We start from the raw sequence: 19,691 nt of genomic DNA, 5'->3' as shown, positions 1-19,691 counted from the left end.
AATTGTTTTTCCTCCGTCATTATCACTTAAATATTCTTTAACTGCTTGTATTTTTTCTTCTGGAGAAAATTTCACCATAAAAAATGCACCTCGAATTGTTAGAGTGTGTCTAACAATTCGGGTGCAGTTCATCCTTTATTAATAAAGGAAAGTCGGCTTTTTAGTTTGCAAAGGCAAGAGTAGTTTCCAAGTATATTGTTAAAAGAAAAAGGGGGATTAGGATAGAGATGGGCAAAGAATGTTATCTAGATGGAATTGATAAAGACATTTTAAAACAAATGGAACTAAAAAGAAAGGAAATCATTGAAAATATTTCGGATCTTCCTCCTTCGAAAAAAGAAATCGTAATTAAAAACATCGATGAATTAATTATATTAACAAATAAAACCCAGGTACCTTGACGTTGCCTCTCACAAAGTGCACAACTAAGATTATTCCGAATGAATTATACATTTAATTAATCCAACGGGTGGATTTAGGAAAGGATATGGTTGCACCGACACTGGTGCTACCCATAGAGGGAGAAATCCCGGTATAAATGAAACAGGGTCATAAAATGGAGTAAATATCCACTTTACGACCCATTTTTACTCGTTATCCTTGCTGAACTCCTTCTTCCTTAATATTTCATCTATACCTCCCAAATCCTCAGATGTTCTTTTCCTTTTTACTATAAAAACACCCCTATAGATAAGTATATCTATAGGGGTAAAACGGTGTAACTTTATTTTAAAGCAACATTAACAATATGTAGAATTTAATTATATTATAACTCTAATTTGTATAATTCATTCGTTCATTTCCTTCGAAAATCACATAAAAAAGCGAGGATCTCAACGTTTTCATTGAAATTTCTCGCTTTTTATGAATTTGCTAAAATACTACTTTTGTAAAACTCATCAAAACATAACAATTTGATTTTAAGAAAAACTTCATTAATGTTTTTCATCCGCCCCATTACTGTTCCGTCTTTCACGAGGAGTTAAATAAATGATGAAATACCCAATAACTAGAACCAAAATCGCAAGTGAATAACATAATGTATTTACTGGATGATCGTGATCAACAATAATGATTCTTACTAATGCTGTTATGCCGATATAGATAAAATATCTAATCGGGAAATGGTATCCTTCTTTAAAGTATTTAACAATCATCGTAATAAACTCAAAATATAAAAAAAAGATAAGAATATTGGCAAGAAAAAGCTTATAGTCCTCGCTGCCTTTTTCCTGTAAAATTTGACTGAAAATGATTAATTCCTTTATTAATAAAAAAGAAAGGATAATGGATAATAATACAAGAGAAATGTTCAATAACAATTGGAGAACCTTAGAGATAAGGTGCCAGTGAGCTGTCCCTACCGTTTTCTCTTCTACAATATGCGGCTTCCATGTGTCTATATAGGTTACGGGTGAGAATTCCTCTAAATCTTGTTTATCATCAATAGTCATTTGATATTTTTCCATTTCCTTCCCCCTCTCTTTAACGGAACCACATTTATGATTATGATTATGATTTAATCAATTGTGCTTGCCAACTAATTTGTAACATATTATGACAGATAATTTTGAATATTTTTTAATTATATATATTTTTTTTAAAATACCATGTTAGACAATCTACGAGTTTTAGAACAAGGCCCGGACCCAGAGTAGCTGTCATCAGGGGCAAAGCCACAACGATTTAACGATGTTCCGAATTTGTTTTAGAAAACGGAACTTGCCCGTTTTGAAGGTTAAAAATCCAGTCAATTATGTGCAAATCAACATTACAAGCAAAGGTTTTGTTCCGATACTCGTCCTTTTAGGAACTTTTTTCATTGTTTTACCATTTGTTTACATACGTTTGCCCCTGGTGTCACGGATGCTGGTATTACCCCTATCAAACTGCCCTTAAGCTCAATAACAAAAGGCTGCCAAGAATTTGGCAGCCTAGTTCTTTGAGTGAACTAATTCACCCACTCAACAAATTAAGGGATTCTAATATGTCCCCTTTTAGATTCTTCCACTTCTGTTATTAGAAGAACAATTACCATAATACAACCCGCTTTCTATTTTCTTTTTTTATAAAGTTTTTGGTAAATCATGATGAGTTGGTCTAATTTCTGACTGCAACAAATGGTTTCATCGCTATTTAAGCCAGTTACTTCAGTAATCTGGATCAATTCCTTTTTCAATTGATTGATTCTGCCCTCTAATTCATCTATCTCTTTAAGAACCATAGTAGGAGGCGCTATATTGAACCAATTAAAAAAAGATTCAAATAAGGCAAACCACGTAAAATGTAAAGTTCTAATACTATCACTCTTAAACAAAAATAAATCTGTAACTTTCATGTAATGGAATCCTCCCCTTTGGATAAATATGGAACACTCTTATAAAATATTCTTTCAAAATAGTTAAAAATATGGTTTATTTTTACATAGATTTCTTCAACATGTCTAAAAAATTGTAGATTGACTAACATAGTATAAAAAAAATATATATAATAATTGGAAATTTTGAAATAATCTGTCAGAATATGTTACATGTTAGTTGGCAAGCACAATTGATTGAATCATAATTATAAATGTAGATCTACTAAAAATTTTGAGAGAGGGGATAATATATGAAAATTATTCAATATTAATCCGAGGTTAGTAGAATTTCTTCAAAAATCAAATAGGCTTACATCGAAGGAAGGTGAATAAAATTAAATTTCAGGAAGAATAGTAGAAACTTACTAGAGGAAAAATTGTAAGATTGAACAAAGCTGCAAAAGAAGATCTGGAACCAATTTAAAAGGAGGAAGGAAATGACTATTGATGATAAACAAGATTTAGAGGAGCTATCACCCTTAGCCTATATAGACACATGGGAGCCATATATTGTAGAAGAGAAAACGGTAGGGACAGTTCACTGGCTGAACCACAGTTAACCTGATGAACCCTTTTTCATGACTGGAGTATGGAAGTACATTCCAGAGGACCATTCAAACAATAAGTTCTATTTCCGTTATGGTAACAATGATACAATGTTTTACGTGTTAAAGGGAGAGGCTAAATTCTGTACCTCTGATGGTAAAATTACCACTATACGTAAGAGCGATCAATTTTTCATCCCAAAAGGTTCTGAAGGTACATGGAAAATATTAATACCCTTCACAACGTTATTCATCCAAACTGACTATCCGGATAATTGGTCATTTCCGATATGAAAATATCTGAAATAATCAAAAGACTGAAATTAAAAGACCCGGAATCCCTCATCGTATAATTAGTGTTAAAGCTAAACCTCTCATGAATTTTATTAGATATTCCATCCTCATTTTTTACTATTTTTTATATAATATATGGTATTTTATTTTCAAAAATTCCTTATCAATCTATGAAAGAAGGTGAACAATTTTTTATGTGGGTAATCACTATCTATTCAAAGAAAAACACGACTATGTTTGAATTTGACACAGAAAAAGAAGTAAGACAAGCTTTTGAGAACATTCAAGACTGTAAGATTCTATCCGAAGTTGTTTACTTTAATGATCCTTGTTTGGCTTTAGAAGCTGTTTAGGATTTTTACCATGAAAACTAACATTAAAAGGGCTAAAACCCAAAAGTTATCTATACTTTTGAACAAGGGGTAGCGTCAGGAACGTCAAATTTACAACGTTAAGAAAATTCCATTATAAAAAGCCCAATTTCTCAGCATTAAAATTGAGAAATTGGGCTTTTTTCGTTACTCCATAATCGGGCCATTATATATAGTATCAACTTAAAAAATGCTGAAGGAATGCACCTTTTATCGTTGTTTACATGAATTCATAGGTACGGGATTTAAGAACTTGAATTACCCTCTTTGGGTAGCAATAGATCCTGTGATTTAGCAGTCTCTTCATCAGGCAACTAGTCTGTCTTTCATCCCTACCGCGCTTTCGCTTTCTAGCCTTGAAGTTTAGTCTGGAAGGAGTACACTTCCACACTAAACTTCAAGGTCGTATCTTTCCCCTGTTAGACATATCTATTTCCATATCTTTGAATACGTTGAATACGGTAGAAACTAATACTATATATAAGCGCCCGATTGTGGAAGATCGTTTTACTGTGTTGGCTGCACTTTTTTCCCGAAAAGCCCCCAACCTCTTGTTCCACTTCCTTTTTGGAACGAAGAATCTGACTCCTTTGTCCTGTCACACTCTCCGCAACATTCGATTAATCTTCTCCTCATCAAACTCGCTATAACCCTGCTTCATTCCCCATTCCTGCATATGCTCGTAGTCTGGATGGTTTTCATCGCTGATGATAAGAAGAAATGCTTTTCATGAGTAATTGAATGGATTAGTAATTGATGTGGCGTTTTTCTTACAAACCCACTGCCTGCTTTCCAAGAAAGCTCTTTTTCTATAAACTCATCAAATTTGTTTGTGAATTGTTCAAATACACTCTCTACATATACATCAGCTTGTTGAAAATAGCGTTGAATATCATCTATCATCATATTATTAATTACTTCTGCTGAAACAGGTCTAAAAATACTTGTTCGTTACTTTTTTGTTTTTTACGTTTAAAGCCAATGATGATCATCACCTTCTTTTTTCCTTTTACCTATTAGACAAAAAAAACAATCATTTTAGACGAAGAAAGATTAATTTTTTTCGTATACTTGTCCAAATAACGAATCAATCTCATCGATAAATATCCAATTTTCTTTTAAAATGATCCTCCACAATCTGGCCCTAAACAAAATAGACGCATCTTTTGTTAAAGAATTGCGCCCGATTGCGGAACAATAAAACTATTATTCCATTATATAAGCTTATTTAGTTACCATAAAATTCGTTAGTGGAAATTAAAACAGCCTTAGATCTTATAATTCCAAGGACATTCAACATACCACACTGCAACAGTAACTATCTTTTCTTAATGGCAACATTTCTAATTCGTTTATAATCAGATTCCCATATACCATCTTTATATAAATCTGATTGTATCTTATTTTTTATTTTTCCGTAAATAACCATTTTTTCTTCCTTAGAGAACTCAGGGAAATAGTAATCCTCAAAACTATCTAACCAATGGTTCAACCCCTTTTCTCCATCAGTTAATGGGATAGGTCTATCAAAATGATGAACATATGATACACTAAATCCGTACTGTTCAAGTATAGTACTATATTCCCCTATACTTGGAAAATATGACCCGTGATGAATAGAGTTCCTTGGCATAGGCATAAAGGATAATTTTTAACACAATTTAAAGAGGGTAAAGAGGACGTCCACCGCCAGGATAACACGGAAAAGAACCATCTATATCCATCTGTCCAACAGCGAGGTTACAAAAGCTAGGCTTTTGGGACACACTCATTTATGCGATTTTCTTTGTACTTAAATTTACTCTTGTTTTATTAATTCCCGTATGATTAAGAATTAAACAAAACAGAGAGAGAATAGATAATAATGCAAAACTCAGAAAATAATCTCCAGTTATATCCTTTAAGAATCCAAGGGCAATTGGAGGAAAGAAACCTCCAATTCCTCCAACTGCGCCGACAATACCTGTTACCGCTCCTGTATTCCCGGATGAAACTTCAGGTACCATCTTGAAAACTGCACCATTTCCTATTCCCACCATAATGGAGATAATCAAACAACTAATACTAAAGAAAATAAAATTTTCCTTTGTAAAAGCGATGAACAATCCACATAACAATACACCACTAAAGACAACGGTTAACAATTTATTTGCTCCAAACCGATCAGATAAATACCCACCAACTGGACGTATAAAGGTAGCCAATATAACGAATCCTGCTGTTTTTATTCCAGCATCAAGAGCTGTAATATGAAACAGGTCATGCAACAATGTAGGTAAATAAATACTAAAAGTTACAAAACAACCAAAGGTAAGGAAATAAAAAATGGATAAAAACCACGTTTCTTTAAATTTTAATACAGACAAAGATTCCATTAAAGTCTTGGTCTCACTTGGTCTTTGTGAATCTTGTGTTCCTATCCAGAAGGTAATGGACATAACCCCAATTGCAATAGCAAGGCTCCAAAACACCCAGGCCATACCGTATGAAGTAAAAATCATAGGAATCAAAAAACTAGCCACTGCTGATCCCAAATTTCCCATACCTGCAATTCCTAGAATTAAACCTTGTTTTTGTGGTGGATACAATCTAGAAACATAAGTAATTGAAACAGCAAACGTTGTTCCTGCCATACCAATAAAAAATGCCCAGAACAACATCATGACATAAGAATGAGCAAATCCCGCTCCAACCATTGGTAATATAAGAAATAACATAGTCAAAGCATAGATTCTTCTGCCACCATATCGATCTGTTAAAATCCCCATTGGTATGCGCATCAAAGAACCCAACAAAACCGGAGTAGCAATAAGAATGCTTTTTTCGGTTGTACTTAAATGGTAAATTTCTTGAAGTGCCACAGCAATCGGTGCAAAGACCGACCAAACTGCAAATGAAACAATCATTGATATAGTTGATAAAACTAGTACTGATGTTTGACCCTTTGGTTTCATAATGTCAGCCCCTTGCATTTCTCTTGATGGTAAATGTTCTAGTTCTAAGATAATTATTTAAAACAAATCTGGTAATTTAGATTTAATAGCATATAGTTCGAGCATGGATAAGTTTAGATCAGTTGTTGATTATTTAAAGTGTTTGTATAAATATCCCTTATATATTTTACTCTCATAAATTCTTTGATCATCATACTATCAATTCCAAACAAAGTAATAATTGTTGTCAGGTTTCCTTCCATACTTTTTTCGGTTTCTTTTAATTATAGATTCTTGTATAAAATCTCAAAGTGGATTAGTTATGTATAAATCTGGAGTATATCTATACAGTAAGATGGCATCTTGGGTATAATCTTCGGAATCTTGTAGAGATGATGGAAAAACGCGGCGTATCGATCGGACATACAACCATGACAACTTTGAGTTATACGAATACGAAGCACAACCGGATGATGCCTTCATTGTATAGTAATCAAAAGACTCCTAGTAAGTGGATGAAACAAAAGGTCAATGGATGTTTGATTTTTAGTTAAATGAATCAACAGAATTGAGATGAGGGGAGGCATTAACCTCTATTTATCCCCTTACACCACATCGTACGAATCAGTATACGGCGTTCCGATCTATGTCAAACACTGTTGATCCATATCTTGTAGAAATAGGATAATCCAGCAGGCTTTCACTAGGGATTTGTGTAGTATAGGACTTTTGGCAATTCTCCAATTAGCTTTCCTCGTATTTCTCCATTTATAGGATTGTCCTTTTTGTACACCCAGTTGATGAGATTCTTGACCTTTGTACATGGCAATTTCCATTCCTTCTATAAGCTTTAAGATAATTTTTAATCCAAGAGGAGTTGTTTAAAGAAATTGAAAGATTAGTTGGACAAAATTAGATATGTCATAAAAATTATATAACATACATAAATGGAATAAATTAGCATGTCAGAACTCCTCACATAAAACTCAAAAGCGAGAGAATAGAGTGCTATTCTTAACTTAGAAATAGTAAACTAGCTTTAAAAAATAAGGAGGATGCATCATGAAAAAACAAAAAAATATTAATCTGTTTACATTCTTAGTACTGGTTGGGAGAGTAATCTTTTCGAAAAATTTCAATGTCAGCCGGTAATAGTGGCAAAGGAGATTACCCGATCGGTTTTCCATCTGGATAAAAGTTCAAAGAAAGAGAAGTCCTTATTTCTGAAGAAAACACGCAGCCTTAAAGCTTTCAGGTTGGTAAAAGTAAAATGAGGGCATTTTTTAATAATTAGGGATCGTGGAAAGAAGAAATTTATATTAAATGTCAATAAATTAATTTAAAACCCAGTTTTAGCAAGTGTTTTTATATAATATCACACAAAATGTAATGGAAAAGTAGTGTTTTAAGGTGATTTGTGACAGAGGCCGTAACAATTGGGTTTCAATGATGGTACTGGAACATTTGAAATTATTAAAGGAATATAACGAAAGCCAAGATAACTTTCTAATAATTCCTTCCCCTATTCAAGAAAATACCCTATACATAAAGAAAGAGCACAATTTTTATTCTAGAATTGCGCCCTTTTCTGGAATAAGGCAATATGTAAGATATTTACCTCCCAATCCTCTGCACGATTCTTCACATACATTATTTGTCAGCTAATATTAACTTACTAGCGCTATCGAACTGTTCCATTCAAGATTTTAACTCTATAGCATACTTGCTGCTACACGGATAAATAAAGGAGCTCTTCTTCTGGAATGAATTATTGCATGCAAGGAAAATCCAAGCTTTGACATCTGCGTTAACCTTAAATCGAGCATAAAGAGTTTCATAAAAACATACCATCTCCCCAAAATTTACTATAACTTTAACAAATTCTTGGACCATTTCCCTAAAACACAAGAGAATAATTTGGTAAATATGTATCAAAATTCAAAAAAATGAAACTCTTCCTCCCTCAAAGCGTATCTCTACATATGAAAGAGACAACAGGGATTTTACAGAGCGTCCTAACATAACTCTTTTCTATGATGATTCCCCGGGTAACAAAAAAGTATTTGAAGGAGGTTTTTTACAACTATGATTTCTCGTTTCAGAAGTTGATAAAAGAAATAGTAAAGGTTATGAAACATTGTCGTACTGGAAATTAGCTTTGTCCTTTTTACTTGTGAAAAACTATACAATATAGAAATGGAATGATGTAATAAATGGTTTCATCTAAAAGGTTTTCTGGATACAACTTAAGCTATCTTCAAAAAGATTTGATTGCCGGGTTAGTTGTTGGGATTGTTGCGATTCCTTTAGCAATGGCTTTCGCGATTGCTTCAGGGGTAAGACCAGAGTATGGACTCTATACGTCGGCAATTGCCGGAATCCTTGTTTCTCTTTTTGGAGGTTCTAAATTTCAAATTGCAGGCCCTACTGGAGCCTTTGTCCCGGTCTTATTGGGAGTGGTGATCCAGTTTGGATATGAAAAGCTGTTAATCGCCGGCTTCTTGGCAGGGTTTTTAATTCTTCTTATGGGTGTGTTTAAGTTAGGAAGGTATATTAAATTTATCCCTCGTCCAGTGGTAATCGGCTTTACTGCTGGAATTGCCGTGATTATCTTTTCTGGCCAGATTGCCAATTTCCTTGGGCTTGAAAACTTAAAAAAAGAAGAATCCTTTCATTTGAATATGAAAGAAATTTTAATTAATTTAAATACAATCAATATATACAGTATTTTTACAGCAAGTATATGTTTAGCTATTGTTATATTAGCACCAAAATATTTGCCTAAAATTCCAGGTGCTTTGTTAGGATTAATGGTTTCAACTGTTGTTGCAGCACTGTTCTTTCCAAATCAGGTAGCAACCATCGGTTCAACTTATGGAGCCATTCCAAATGAATTACCAAAATTTGAGTTCCCTGAGTTAACGGTCAATGTAGTGATTGAACTCCTTCCTGCTGCGTTCGTCATAGCCATGCTTGGGGGGATTGAATCATTATTATCTGCCTTAGTAGCAGACAACATATCCGGCAGTAAGCATGATAGTAACAAGGAGTTGATTGGACAGGGATTGGCCAATATGGTCACCCCTTTATTTGGAGGAATTCCTGCTACCGGTGCGATTGCGCGAACGGCAACGAATATAAAAAACGGTGCGTTCTCCCCTTTATCGGGTGTCATACATGGTGTTGTTGTAGTACTAGTGTTAGTATTGTTTGCGCCATATGCCTCTTCCATTCCTTTGGCGAGTATGGCTCCCATTCTAATGTTTGTCGCTTGGAATATGAGTGAGAGCAAGGAATTTGCCCATATCTTACAATCAAAAACGATGGATTCCCTTGTATTAGTCTCTACTTTTCTGCTAACCGTTTTAATGGATTTAACTACAGGCGTTGGAGTAGGTCTGCTTTTAGCTCTCCTCGTTTTTGTCATCCGAATAAGCAGTACGTTAAAAGTATCAAAGGTTTTACCGGATCCAAACGATAAACTAGTAAAACCCGAAATGGTCAAGCAAGGTTCAAACTGCCCACAAATTAATATTTACACTGTAGAAGGTCCATTATTCTTTGGCACCACCGAGCATTTTGAGAAGGAAATGGAAGAAATTTTGCGTTTAGAACCAAGAGTGCTCCTGCTAAGATTGAGTAAAGTTTCCATCGTGGATTCGTCTGGGGAGGCCCTCCTCATGAATCTTGTAAAAAGATTCAAGGATAGTAACCAACAAGTAATATTTTCTGGTATCCAGCCGCAATTGGAAGATTTATTTAAGAAAACTGGTTTTTATCAATTGGCAGGTGAGGAAAATTTCTTTGCCCATACAGGTGATGCGATCAATTATGCTCTCTCAAAACTGGATGTTAAGCGATGTAAAGGGTGTAAACATTTTTCTTTTGCAGAATGTTCAACCCTCTCAAAAGAAGAAGCAAACCCTAAAGCAAAAAGAAAAACAAAACGTGAGCTTGGGTTAATTTAATTGGACATCCCCCTTTTTAGGGAGCTGATGTTAATAAAACATCCTAAATCATTAAATGGAGGAAAAAATTATGACCACGATTTCTAAAATTCTCGATTTCAACAAGGATTTTGTTGATCAAAACCGGTATGAGGAGTTTAAGACGACAAAATTTCCAGATAAAAAACTAGTCATCCTAACTTGTATGGATACTCGTTTGCTGGAATTGCTCCCCAAAGCAATGGGTCTAGGAAATGGGGATGCGAAAATAATCAAAAACGCCGGGGCTGTTATCTCTCATCCTTTCGGCAGTATCATGCGCAGTATTCTAGTCGCTATTTATGAACTGAAGGCTGAAGAAGTGTGTGTGATCGGTCATCATGGATGTGGTATGGTAGGTTTAGAAGCATCCTCTATTCTAAAAAAAGCAAAACAGAATGGAATTGACGAGGAGCGGATCGATATTCTCACAAACGCTGGGATTGATTTGTCCAGGTGGCTGACGGGTTTTCAATGTGTAGAAGAAAGTGTCGCCAACAGTGTCCGTTTAATTAAAAGTCACCCATTATTCCTTAAAAATATCTCTGTTCATGGGATGGTGATTGATCCTGAAACAGGAAAATTGGATCTGGTGATCGACGGATATAAAGAAATAAAGTCAAACAGCACAAACATACCCAGTCCTATAAGTAAGGTGTCTAAATGATTCCCCACTAGGAGGTTTCGAGGGTATAACTTAGGACATTTTCAGAAAGATGCAGTTGTTGGATTGATCGCCGGTATTGTAGCGATTCCTTTATCAAACGATTAGAGACTCTTGGTTGTAAAGTAACTGTTGAAGCAATAGCGTAATTATGGTCAAAAAAATATAGCTAAAATTCGAGACCCGGATCTTTTAAAAAAAATGGATCTTATAGGGTTTAGTTTCGTATTGCCAAAAATGCCCTTTTACCCGTTACTATTTTCAGGATAGTTGAACAAGTAACTCCTTTATTGCGGATTATTCACGTAGTTTGACATAATTTCCAATTTTTTCATCTTTTGTCGAACTTTTTGGAATTTATATATTTAGATTCACGAAAGGATTGTAGTACTATTATATTAGTTCTTTAATACTGTAAATAGATAAAGGCAAACCTATTGAAAGATTGGGACACAAAGCTACAGGTCTAAGGTGTTAAACTATGATGGCTGAGTTACCTAAAATAGTACATATTTTAGGGGGGATATTATGACTGCAATTGCCAGTGAAAAAGGATTAGATAAAGAATGGGTGGAACTTATTAAGGAAGCTTTAGAGGTAGGGATTCCTTCTGATGAAATTAGGGATTTTTTAAAAAAGGCTTCTTGACCTGACCTCTTAGAGGTCTATTTTTTTTTCATACTTTTCATCAAATGTTTTTTGCCTTATTTAAACTCCCTCAGTTTGATACGAATATCTCTCGAATGCTCACTTATTCGCAGGATTTCATAACCCTTGTAATTGGATTTACGGGTAAATGAAATGAGTTCAGATCATTTTGGCTTCGTGAAGGCATAGTTAAATAAAGGAGTCAGCTACCACTCCATATTTTACCATATAATGTACATCTCCACGCCGCCCCTGGAGGCTTTCCCTCCCATGTCTCAACGGGTCAATTGCCCTATCATTCCTTCGTCATAGTTGTGTATCGTAAGACAGCTTTAACAGTGCACACAAAGCTTTTTCATATCGTTCCGTTTTTTCACTTTGTATTTGTAAGCTTCTTTTTAAATCTTCAATTATTTTATTTTCATCCTCAATTTTCAAAGCTTCATGATTAGAGCCACTGATTGCGGAGGTTGGATTTGAACTTACGATCCTAGGGTTATGAGCCCGACGAGCTACCGGACAAAAAATCGCTGCCAAGAAACTTGGTGAATTCGCCGGGTTCCTGTGTATACTCTTCTGGGAAGTTTACCGTATAAGTAAACCGAATAACCAAACGTGGATTATATAAACTTCACAACGCCTTATACATGGCTGTTCAAAGTGGTATTCGGATAGTCTTATTTCACACAATAGAAGACTTCGAGAGTTTTATGACAAAAAACGAGAAGAAGGAAAAAACCTTTAGAGTAGCTTTCATTGCCTGATTGTTTTTATGTCTTACTAAAACGTAGAACTACGTTCCAAGATGTAGCTTAGAAACTATATCTAATTAAATACAGCAAAACCTTCCATTAAGAAAAATGAAGAAGGTTATTTGGCATGGACATTTTTAGTATATCATCACGTTTTTAAACTTTTTATAGAAGAATGTGAAAGCTATTAGCTGCTTTAGCTCAAATTTAAAATAACTACTATAATTAAATAATTTCGATACCTAATTCCATATACTTGTTTAAATTATGACTTAGAGGTCCGTCTTCCGTAATTAAGTAATCAAGTTCTGAAACGGGACCAACCAAGTAATTGGAAATTGTATTAAGTTTACTTCTTGTTACCAGGGTTGCGATTTTATTTGAACTTTTAATCATCTGACGTTTAACATGAGACTCTTCTATATGAGGGATGCTGATACCAAAGTCAGGGTGCAAGGAATACACTCCTAAAAAACAGAGATCGGCTCTAATATTTTTAAGCACTTCAATTACATCTAATCCTACAGTCACAAAAGATTCCTTAAAAAAGGTTCCACCCAAAAGGAAGATATCTATATTTGGATGTTTTGATAATGCCAAACTAATAGAGGGACTATTCGTAATAATAGTCCCTTTAAACTCCATTGGAATTTCTTGAGCCAGAAAAAGGTTTGTTGTACTTCCATCTATTAAAAGAACTTGTCCATCTTTTATAATCCTCACTGCTTTCAAGGCCAATTCTTTTTTTGCATCTATATTTTCTTCCGTTCTTTCTGAAAAGGTTAAAGCGCTCGCAGATACAGGAAATGCTCCGCCGTGTACTCTTTTGAGAAGACCAAATGAATCCATTTCCCTTAAATCTCGTCTAATTGTGTCCTCGGAAACATCCCATTTCATGCTTAATTCTTTAGCAACGACTTTCCCTTCCTTTTCAAGTATTTGTAAAATTTTGCTTTGCCGTTCTTTTCTAAGCATAACAATGATCAGCCTCCGTGTTTTTGCATGTTTTTTCTTATATTATATTATTTTTTCTGGAATTCACCAATTTTAAAAATATTCAACGAAATTATTCTTGTTTTTTCTTGTTTATAAAGATAAAATATTCTCAAACACGAAATAACTTGCTTTAGGGTGCAAAAACAAGAAATTCTTCAAGGCAAGAAACCTAATAACTGACATTTTGTCCTAATTTTAAAATTACTGAATAAAGAGGAGGAAAAAAAGATGAATTACAGTATTGAAACACTAGCTGTAAATACGATTCGTACCTTATCAATTGACGCGATCAACAATGCTAATTCCGGTCATCCAGGTCTTCCTATGGGGGCTGCTCCAATGGCATATGCACTCTGGGCACATCATCTAAGTCATAATTCTGCAAATGCAAAATGGTTTAATCGAGATCGATTTATTCTTTCTGCCGGACACGGATCTAGTTTGTTGTATAGTTTGCTTCATTTAGCTAGGTACAATGTATCTTTAGAAGATTTAAAAAATTTTAGAAAGCTTAATAGCAAAACACCTGGTCATCCCGAATTTGGTCACACAGAAGGTGTTGAAGCGACAACTGGGCCTTTAGGGCAAGGAATTGCAAATGCAGTAGGAATGGCGATGGCTGAAGCGCATTTAGCTGCAAAGTTCAATCGGGATGGATACCCTGTAATTGACCATTATACATATGCTCTAGTTGGCGATGGAGACTTAATGGAAGGCATCTCTTATGAGGCCATGTCTATGGCCGGTCATATGAAACTAGGAAAATTAATTGCACTATATGACTCAAATGATATTTCTTTGGACGGTGAATTAAACCTTTCATTTTCAGAGGACATTCAAAAAAGAACAGAATCTGCTCATTGGCAATATTTACGAGTGGAAGATGGCAATGATGTGGCAGAAATCTCAAAAGCTATTACATTAGCTAAACAAATTACAAACCAACCAACTTTGATCGAAATTAGAACCACTATCGGTTATGGAAGTCCCAAAGTTGCAGGAACAAACAAGGCACATGGAAATCCCCTTGGAGCAGAAGAAGCTCGTGCAACAAAACAGGTATATGGCTGGCACTATGAAGAGGATTTCTTTGTACCGGAAGAAGTTAAAGCCCATTTTGAAGAGCTAAAACAAAGAGGAATTAGCCAAGAACAACAATGGAATGCATTATTCCAGTCTTATCAAGAGACATATCCTGAATTAGCTAAGGAACTGCAACATGCCATCACGGGAGAAGTTTTAATCAATACGGAAGACATCCTGACATTTGATACAGGTAAAACAATTTCAACTCGTGTAGCCAGCGGAGAAGCCATTAACCATTTTGTAAAATCAGTTCCTTCTATTTTTGGAGGAAGTGCGGATCTTTCTCACTCCACAATGACAGATATAAAGGAAGACGCAGCATTCGCAGTAGAATCATTTAGCGGACGAAATATCTACTTTGGTGTTCGGGAACACGCAATGGGAGCGGCTGGCAATGGTTTGGCTCTTCATGGCGGGGTAAAGCCTTTTGTAAGCACATTCTTTGTTTTCAATGATTATCTCAGACCGTCAATTCGTCTGGCAGCCTTGCAAAAGCTTCCAGTCACTTATGTATTTACTCATGATTCGATTGCAGTTGGTGAAGATGGTCCAACTCATGAGCCAATTGAGCAGCTAGCATCTCTTCGTGCGATCCCAGGGCTAACTGTGATTCGCCCATCAGATGCAAACGAAACGGCAAGTGCTTGGGCTTATGCACTACAACAAATAGACGGTCCGGTTGCTTTGGTACTAAGCCGTCAAAACCTGCCTGTGTTCCAAGAAACACAAGCCAATTTAGACAACCTTTCTAAAGGAGCTTACATATTAACGCAAACAAATGACCAACCAGAGGTTATTTTGATCTCTACCGGTTCAGAAGTGTCATTAGCCATTAACGCGAAAGCTGAACTTGAAAAGGAAAATGTGTCGGTTCGAGTTGTAGCAATGCCAAGCTGGGAACTTTTCGATCGTCAACCGAAAGAATACAAAGAGCTTGTCTTCCCTGCTTCTATTACGAAGCGTGTGGCACTAGAATTGGGTATCTCTCTTGGATGGGAACGCTATGTAGGATCAGAAGGGAAAGTATTATCTATTGAAACATTCGGTGCTTCAGGAACGGGCGCTGCAGTCATGGAGCTATTTGGATTTACGACAGAAAATGTTGTTCGAACCGCAAAAAGTCTACTGCAATCTTAAAATGGAGGAAATATACTATGAAATTATTTATTGATACTGCAAATCTTGTTGATATTAAAAAGGCATATAAAATTGGCGTTTTATCTGGTGTTACAACCAATCCTTCACTAGTTGCTAAGGAAGGCGTAAAATTCGAAGACCGCATTGAAGAGATCTGCCTAGCAGTTCCACAAGTAGAGTCTGTTTCCGCTGAAGTAACTCCAGAAGCCATTACAGCTGATGAAATGATTGCCCAAGCTGAAGAGCTTATTAAAATTAACGGCGGAGATGAGAAAATTACAATCAAGCTTCCTATGACTTTAGCTGGCTTAGAGGCTTGCCGTTATCTTGCTGATAAAGGCGTTAAAACAAATGTCACACTTATCTTTACAGTAAACCAAGCACTATTAGCAGCTCGTGCTGGTGCAACGTATGTATCTCCATTTTTAGGCCGCTTAGATGATATTTCCGAAGACGGTGTCCAATTAGTATCAAAAATAGCTGAATTGTTCCGCATTCATAATTTCTACACACAAATTATTGCAGCATCTGTTCGTCATCCGGATCATGTAACTCGTGTAGCAATGGCAGGTGCACATATTGCAACAATTCCATTTTCAGTCATTGAGCAAATTTCTAAACATCCACTTACTAATCAAGGAATCGAAAAATTTGCTGCTGATTGGGAAAATACACTTAAAAACTAAGTGAAATAAAAACCACGACAGGAGAAATTCATCCCTGTCGTGGTTTTTATTCCTAATTTGGTTATTTAAGATTTTCATTGCCGCTCTTTCAATTGCAAGTCCATTGGTATAACATTTCATAAATTGCTCAAAGCACTCTACATATCTTGGTCCGTCTCCATCACGAATATGTATAAAGAAGAATAGCTGAATGGCAAATTGCAAAATAACTGCAATCAAGATAAACTAAAAGTTTTAATTCAATGGTTCATGAGATTAATAGTTTCATCGGACTCATGTCGACCTGAGCTTCGATATGGTATCTAATAGAGCGCCTAACTTTGCAGAAATATTTATCATAGATTAGATTAAGCATAATTATCTCTAACTGCTTTATTTAAAAGGCCAATGCTGCGGTCTAAATCTTCTTTGACTTGCTTCATATACTGTCTAGCTTCATTTAATTGACCAAGGTTTTTTAGATTTGAACGTCTATAAAGTGAATCCTCTGCTTCTGCATCCATCGCATTATGTATATGAGTACTATGGGTTACTACCCCACCTGCTTCTACTCCTGCTACAACAAAGATTGCTTCTACTAATTCTTCAAGTAATGCTCCTTCAGCTTTTGCACGTCGTGTATGTGAATCAATACAATAAGGGCATTCCGTTACATGGGCAATTGCAACCGCTATGATTTCTTTTTCCTTTTTACTCAGTGCACCATCTGTCATGACCGCCGTATTAAAATCCGAAAAAGTTTCAAGCTGTTCTGGTGCTAATTCTTTAAGTTTACTAAGATTTTTTAAAATTCCTTTTTCATATAAATTGTTTTTCATTGTAGACATCCTTTCTTTCTAATAAAAATAAAGGAGCTTGTAAATCCCATCAGACTTTTAATCATTGAGTCGGATAGACAGTTTTATGATCAGCAAGGATCACCAATTGTTTTTCATTAGGTTGAAAATTAATTTGTGAATCAGAGGAGTAATACCAAGTCTTTTCATTTTCCTTTGCTTCAAATATATTTAACTCATCCTGAAAATCTGACAAAGCAATCGGCTGCCTATAGAGTGACGAATCATTAACATTAAAATTCACCCCCAGGTAAATCAATTAATAAAAAGAAACTATCTTGATTTGCCTGGATCGTAACTCTTCCTGCCTTCTTCCTGTTGAAACACACGCAGTGGACCAAATCGGATATTGGAAGTGTCATAATACTCACCAAAAGAAAAACTTAAATTACTCTCCAGCAATTTTTTACTGTGTATCGTGTATCTGCAGGACAAATTTGAATCAATTCCGTCACTCCTTATCTGAATTTCTTAGTCATGAATATCGAGCTTTATTTCTTCCATTCAAAACAAAAAGTTGGAATATATAACAGGATTTCTTCTGCTATATGCTCCAACTCTTTCTTTCCTAGAATTTCCTTATGCTTGATATTTTTTAATCAAATCAACAAACACATTGACAAATGTTTGTAAGATTTGGACCGTTCCATTATCTTTAATTTTGCCGTTTGCCGTTCCATACGCTTGCTCCATATGGACGGGATCCTACATCAAGAGAATTCTTTATTACAGCTGGTACAGAACGATTATATTCAGGAGTTACAAATAAAATAGCGTCCATCTTTTGAATTGAATAGCTCTAAAAATTTGCACTCTTTACCTTATCTAATTTTTTTAATAATCCAACGAAACCTCTTATCGTAAACAAAGTAAAATTTACACTGGTAAAGGTATGAAATATTGTCCATTTTTCCCATTTAAATAACTTGGAATTCTTTTCAAAGCACCATTGACCGATACTCATGGGAACACTAAAAAGTAAACTTTTCAAAAGTATTTTGCCTAAATGATCGTTATAAGTCAGTTTCACCCATATAACACTTAAAAGCGGGAAAAACAAGAGGTCATAAATGATGTTTGTCTTAAAAATTTTTGGAAAAGGACGAACTGGATATTCTAGTCTTTTGGTACCTACCACAAAAGCATCAATTAGAGTTGCAAGGACTCCTTTTGAGAAAAAAATAACAAGATTTTCTCGCATTTTAGATCCTTTAAATAAAAATGGCAAGGAAACCACACACAAAGCAGTAAGTAAATTCAACAGTTTCTTTTCCATAAAAACATCCTCCGATGTGAATCACAATTTGATATGCTCCCGCCCTACAATGTTCTGTAAAACCCCATCAAACCAAGCAGAGTAAAAATAATTTCCTAAATATTATTTCTTTAGGTAGTATTTACTATTCCTTCGAGTATAAAAGTATTTTCTATGTAAATAAAAAACTAATCGAAAGGTTCCGATTAGCTTTCTTGTAAAATTATCATTCCATATTAAGCTGCTTTTTTGGACTCAATTGAATCCTTTTGAAAAATCAAGTAACTAACTGATAATAGCTTGCTTCCATTGATTGCAAGATAAACTACCATTGCTAAAAATGCTAAATCCAACTCATATCCCGCCATTTGACCATTTCCTAATAAACCAACAGAAAGTTTTACTTTTAGTTTATACTTTTTTGATACCATTGAGCTGCAGCTTCAACTTCTTGAGAGGTTAATTGATGACCTCTATTCTCCCAATGAATTTCTACATTTGCATTTGCCTTTTCTAATAAAGATTGTAATTCAGCAGATTCTAATGGCGAGCAGATAGGATCATTGGTGCCAGCTGCAATAAATACTGATTTCCCTGTTAAATCAGGTAGTTCAATTCCTTTTCGCGGCACCATGGGATGATGAAGAATCGCACCCTTTAAAGCATTTTGATGGTGAAATAATAAACTCGCAGCTATATTGGCTCCATTTGAGTAACCTATCGCAAGAATATTATCTCGATCAAAATCATACTTTTCGGAGGCCTCATCAAGAAACTCGTTTAACTCTATTGTTCGATAAATAAGATCTTCCTCATCAAATACCCCTTCTGCCAATCTGCGAAAAAATCGAGGCATTCCATTTTCTAATACATTCCCACGAACGCTTAGTACATTTGCCTCATCATCAATCATTCCTGCAATTGGCAACAGGTCTAATTCATTGCCTCCTGTACCATGAAGCAATAACAACGTGGGTTTTGTTTGATTTTGCCCCTTATTGAATATATGTTTCATTATTTATCTCCCTCCAGAACTCGAACCTCTACAGGCGGTAAGGTTTCTTCTAATTCTTCTCTTTTTGACTCTAGCCAAGATGGCAACATTAGTTTTTCCCCATGTTTAGCGACTGGTTCATCCACTGA

At 35.2% G+C, this 19,691-nt stretch carries 21 protein-coding genes and 1 riboswitch; of the genes, 9 read left to right on the top strand and 12 right to left on the bottom strand.

Annotated features, from left to right (window positions below; all coding sequences use genetic code 11):
- The first annotated feature begins 227 nt into the window (after nt 1-227).
- Nucleotides 228-401: a DUF2321 domain-containing protein gene (locus tag J7E66_RS13270; protein ID WP_215000645.1), complete on the top strand. Its 174-nt coding sequence runs from the start codon at nt 228-230 to the stop codon at nt 399-401.
- 534 nt (nt 402-935) lie between these two features.
- Here the strand turns inward: J7E66_RS13270 and psiE are convergent.
- Nucleotides 936-1,469: a phosphate-starvation-inducible protein PsiE gene (gene psiE, locus J7E66_RS13265; protein ID WP_285289218.1), complete on the bottom strand. Its 534-nt coding sequence runs from the start codon at nt 1,467-1,469 to the stop codon at nt 936-938.
- A gap of 584 nt (nt 1,470-2,053) precedes the next feature.
- Entirely contained in the window at nt 2,054-2,338 is a 285-nt protein-coding gene (locus J7E66_RS31760) for a Spo0E family sporulation regulatory protein-aspartic acid phosphatase (RefSeq protein ID WP_251032902.1), read from the bottom strand.
- A 458-nt stretch (nt 2,339-2,796) separates the two neighbouring features.
- Between J7E66_RS31760 and J7E66_RS32300 the strand changes: the two genes are divergently transcribed.
- Both J7E66_RS32300 and J7E66_RS32860 read left to right on the top strand, forming a co-directional pair.
- On the top strand, nt 2,797-2,919 hold the full coding sequence (locus tag J7E66_RS32300; RefSeq protein WP_285289217.1) for a hypothetical protein: 123 nt from the start codon (nt 2,797-2,799) through the stop codon (nt 2,917-2,919).
- A gap of 18 nt (nt 2,920-2,937) precedes the next feature.
- A complete protein-coding gene (locus tag J7E66_RS32860) occupies nt 2,938-3,198 on the top strand; it encodes a cupin domain-containing protein (RefSeq protein WP_215000643.1) in 261 nt (86 codons plus the stop codon).
- A 1,028-nt stretch (nt 3,199-4,226) separates the two neighbouring features.
- Here the strand turns inward: J7E66_RS32860 and J7E66_RS13250 are convergent.
- The 3 genes from J7E66_RS13250 to J7E66_RS13240 form a co-directional block, all read right to left on the bottom strand.
- Nucleotides 4,227-4,475 carry a hypothetical protein gene (locus J7E66_RS13250; RefSeq protein WP_251032901.1) on the bottom strand — a complete coding sequence of 83 codons (249 nt, stop codon included), beginning with the start codon at nt 4,473-4,475 and terminating at the stop codon, nt 4,227-4,229.
- Between the two features lie 412 nt (nt 4,476-4,887).
- Nucleotides 4,888-5,061: a hypothetical protein gene (locus tag J7E66_RS13245; RefSeq protein ID WP_215000641.1), complete on the bottom strand. Its 174-nt coding sequence runs from the start codon at nt 5,059-5,061 to the stop codon at nt 4,888-4,890.
- A gap of 280 nt (nt 5,062-5,341) precedes the next feature.
- Nucleotides 5,342-6,523, bottom strand: a complete 1,182-nt coding sequence (locus J7E66_RS13240) for an MFS transporter (protein ID WP_215000639.1) — start codon at nt 6,521-6,523, stop codon at nt 5,342-5,344.
- Nucleotides 6,524-6,894: 371 nt separating this feature from the next.
- Between J7E66_RS13240 and J7E66_RS32595 the strand changes: the two genes are divergently transcribed.
- The 4 genes from J7E66_RS32595 (at nt 6,895) to J7E66_RS13220 (ending at nt 11,800) form a co-directional block, all read left to right on the top strand.
- Complete coding sequence (locus J7E66_RS32595) at nt 6,895-7,056, top strand: hypothetical protein (RefSeq protein ID WP_215000637.1); 162 nt, start codon at nt 6,895-6,897, stop codon at nt 7,054-7,056.
- A 1,659-nt stretch (nt 7,057-8,715) separates the two neighbouring features.
- Nucleotides 8,716-10,470 carry a SulP family inorganic anion transporter gene (locus J7E66_RS13230; RefSeq protein WP_215000635.1) on the top strand — a complete coding sequence of 585 codons (1,755 nt, stop codon included), beginning with the start codon at nt 8,716-8,718 and terminating at the stop codon, nt 10,468-10,470.
- Between the two features lie 70 nt (nt 10,471-10,540).
- On the top strand, nt 10,541-11,155 hold the full coding sequence (locus J7E66_RS13225) for a beta-class carbonic anhydrase (RefSeq protein ID WP_215000633.1): 615 nt from the start codon (nt 10,541-10,543) through the stop codon (nt 11,153-11,155).
- 414 nt (nt 11,156-11,569) lie between these two features.
- Nucleotides 11,570-11,653, top strand: a riboswitch (cyclic di-GMP riboswitch).
- Between the two features lie 27 nt (nt 11,654-11,680).
- Nucleotides 11,681-11,800: an anti-repressor SinI family protein gene (locus tag J7E66_RS13220; protein ID WP_215000631.1), complete on the top strand. Its 120-nt coding sequence runs from the start codon at nt 11,681-11,683 to the stop codon at nt 11,798-11,800.
- Nucleotides 11,801-12,777: 977 nt separating this feature from the next.
- Here the strand turns inward: J7E66_RS13220 and J7E66_RS13215 are convergent.
- Entirely contained in the window at nt 12,778-13,527 is a 750-nt protein-coding gene (locus J7E66_RS13215; RefSeq protein ID WP_215000629.1) for a DeoR/GlpR family DNA-binding transcription regulator, read from the bottom strand.
- Nucleotides 13,528-13,776: 249 nt separating this feature from the next.
- On the opposite strand from J7E66_RS13215, the gene tkt reads away from it, so the two are divergent.
- Nucleotides 13,777-15,771 carry a transketolase gene (gene tkt / locus J7E66_RS13210; protein ID WP_215000628.1) on the top strand — a complete coding sequence of 665 codons (1,995 nt, stop codon included), beginning with the start codon at nt 13,777-13,779 and terminating at the stop codon, nt 15,769-15,771.
- A 17-nt stretch (nt 15,772-15,788) separates the two neighbouring features.
- The gene (fsa, locus tag J7E66_RS13205; RefSeq protein WP_215000626.1) at nt 15,789-16,457 is read left to right on the top strand and encodes a fructose-6-phosphate aldolase; all 669 of its coding nucleotides are present in this window, start codon (nt 15,789-15,791) and stop codon (nt 16,455-16,457) included.
- Nucleotides 16,458-16,804: 347 nt separating this feature from the next.
- Here fsa and J7E66_RS13200 read toward each other — a convergent pair whose 3' ends face one another.
- The 6 genes from J7E66_RS13200 to J7E66_RS13175 all read right to left on the bottom strand — a co-directional run bounded on the left by J7E66_RS13200 (nt 16,805) and on the right by J7E66_RS13175 (nt 19,563).
- Nucleotides 16,805-17,275, bottom strand: a complete 471-nt coding sequence (locus J7E66_RS13200; RefSeq protein ID WP_215000623.1) for a carboxymuconolactone decarboxylase family protein — start codon at nt 17,273-17,275, stop codon at nt 16,805-16,807.
- Nucleotides 17,276-17,336: 61 nt separating this feature from the next.
- Nucleotides 17,337-17,489, bottom strand: coding sequence for a hypothetical protein (locus J7E66_RS13195; protein ID WP_251032900.1), 153 nt, complete (start codon nt 17,487-17,489; stop codon nt 17,337-17,339).
- Between the two features lie 459 nt (nt 17,490-17,948).
- Nucleotides 17,949-18,074 (bottom strand): NAD(P)H-dependent oxidoreductase, encoded by a 126-nt coding sequence (locus J7E66_RS33085; protein WP_215000621.1) that lies wholly within the window; start codon nt 18,072-18,074, stop codon nt 17,949-17,951.
- A gap of 18 nt (nt 18,075-18,092) precedes the next feature.
- Nucleotides 18,093-18,569, bottom strand: a complete 477-nt coding sequence (locus tag J7E66_RS13185) for a CBO0543 family protein (RefSeq protein WP_215000619.1) — start codon at nt 18,567-18,569, stop codon at nt 18,093-18,095.
- 215 nt (nt 18,570-18,784) lie between these two features.
- Nucleotides 18,785-18,979: a hypothetical protein gene (locus J7E66_RS13180; RefSeq protein WP_215000617.1), complete on the bottom strand. Its 195-nt coding sequence runs from the start codon at nt 18,977-18,979 to the stop codon at nt 18,785-18,787.
- On the bottom strand, nt 18,955-19,563 hold the full coding sequence (locus J7E66_RS13175) for an alpha/beta hydrolase (RefSeq protein ID WP_215000615.1): 609 nt from the start codon (nt 19,561-19,563) through the stop codon (nt 18,955-18,957). The genes J7E66_RS13180 and J7E66_RS13175 overlap by 25 nt, the downstream gene beginning before the upstream one ends.
- Nucleotides 19,564-19,691: the final 128 nt, after the last annotated feature.

The sequence above is a fragment of the Bacillus sp. ISL-7 genome (genome assembly GCF_018613065.1).
Note: the sequence above shows the minus strand (reverse complement) of the source record. Positions and strands in the feature narration are given on the sequence as shown.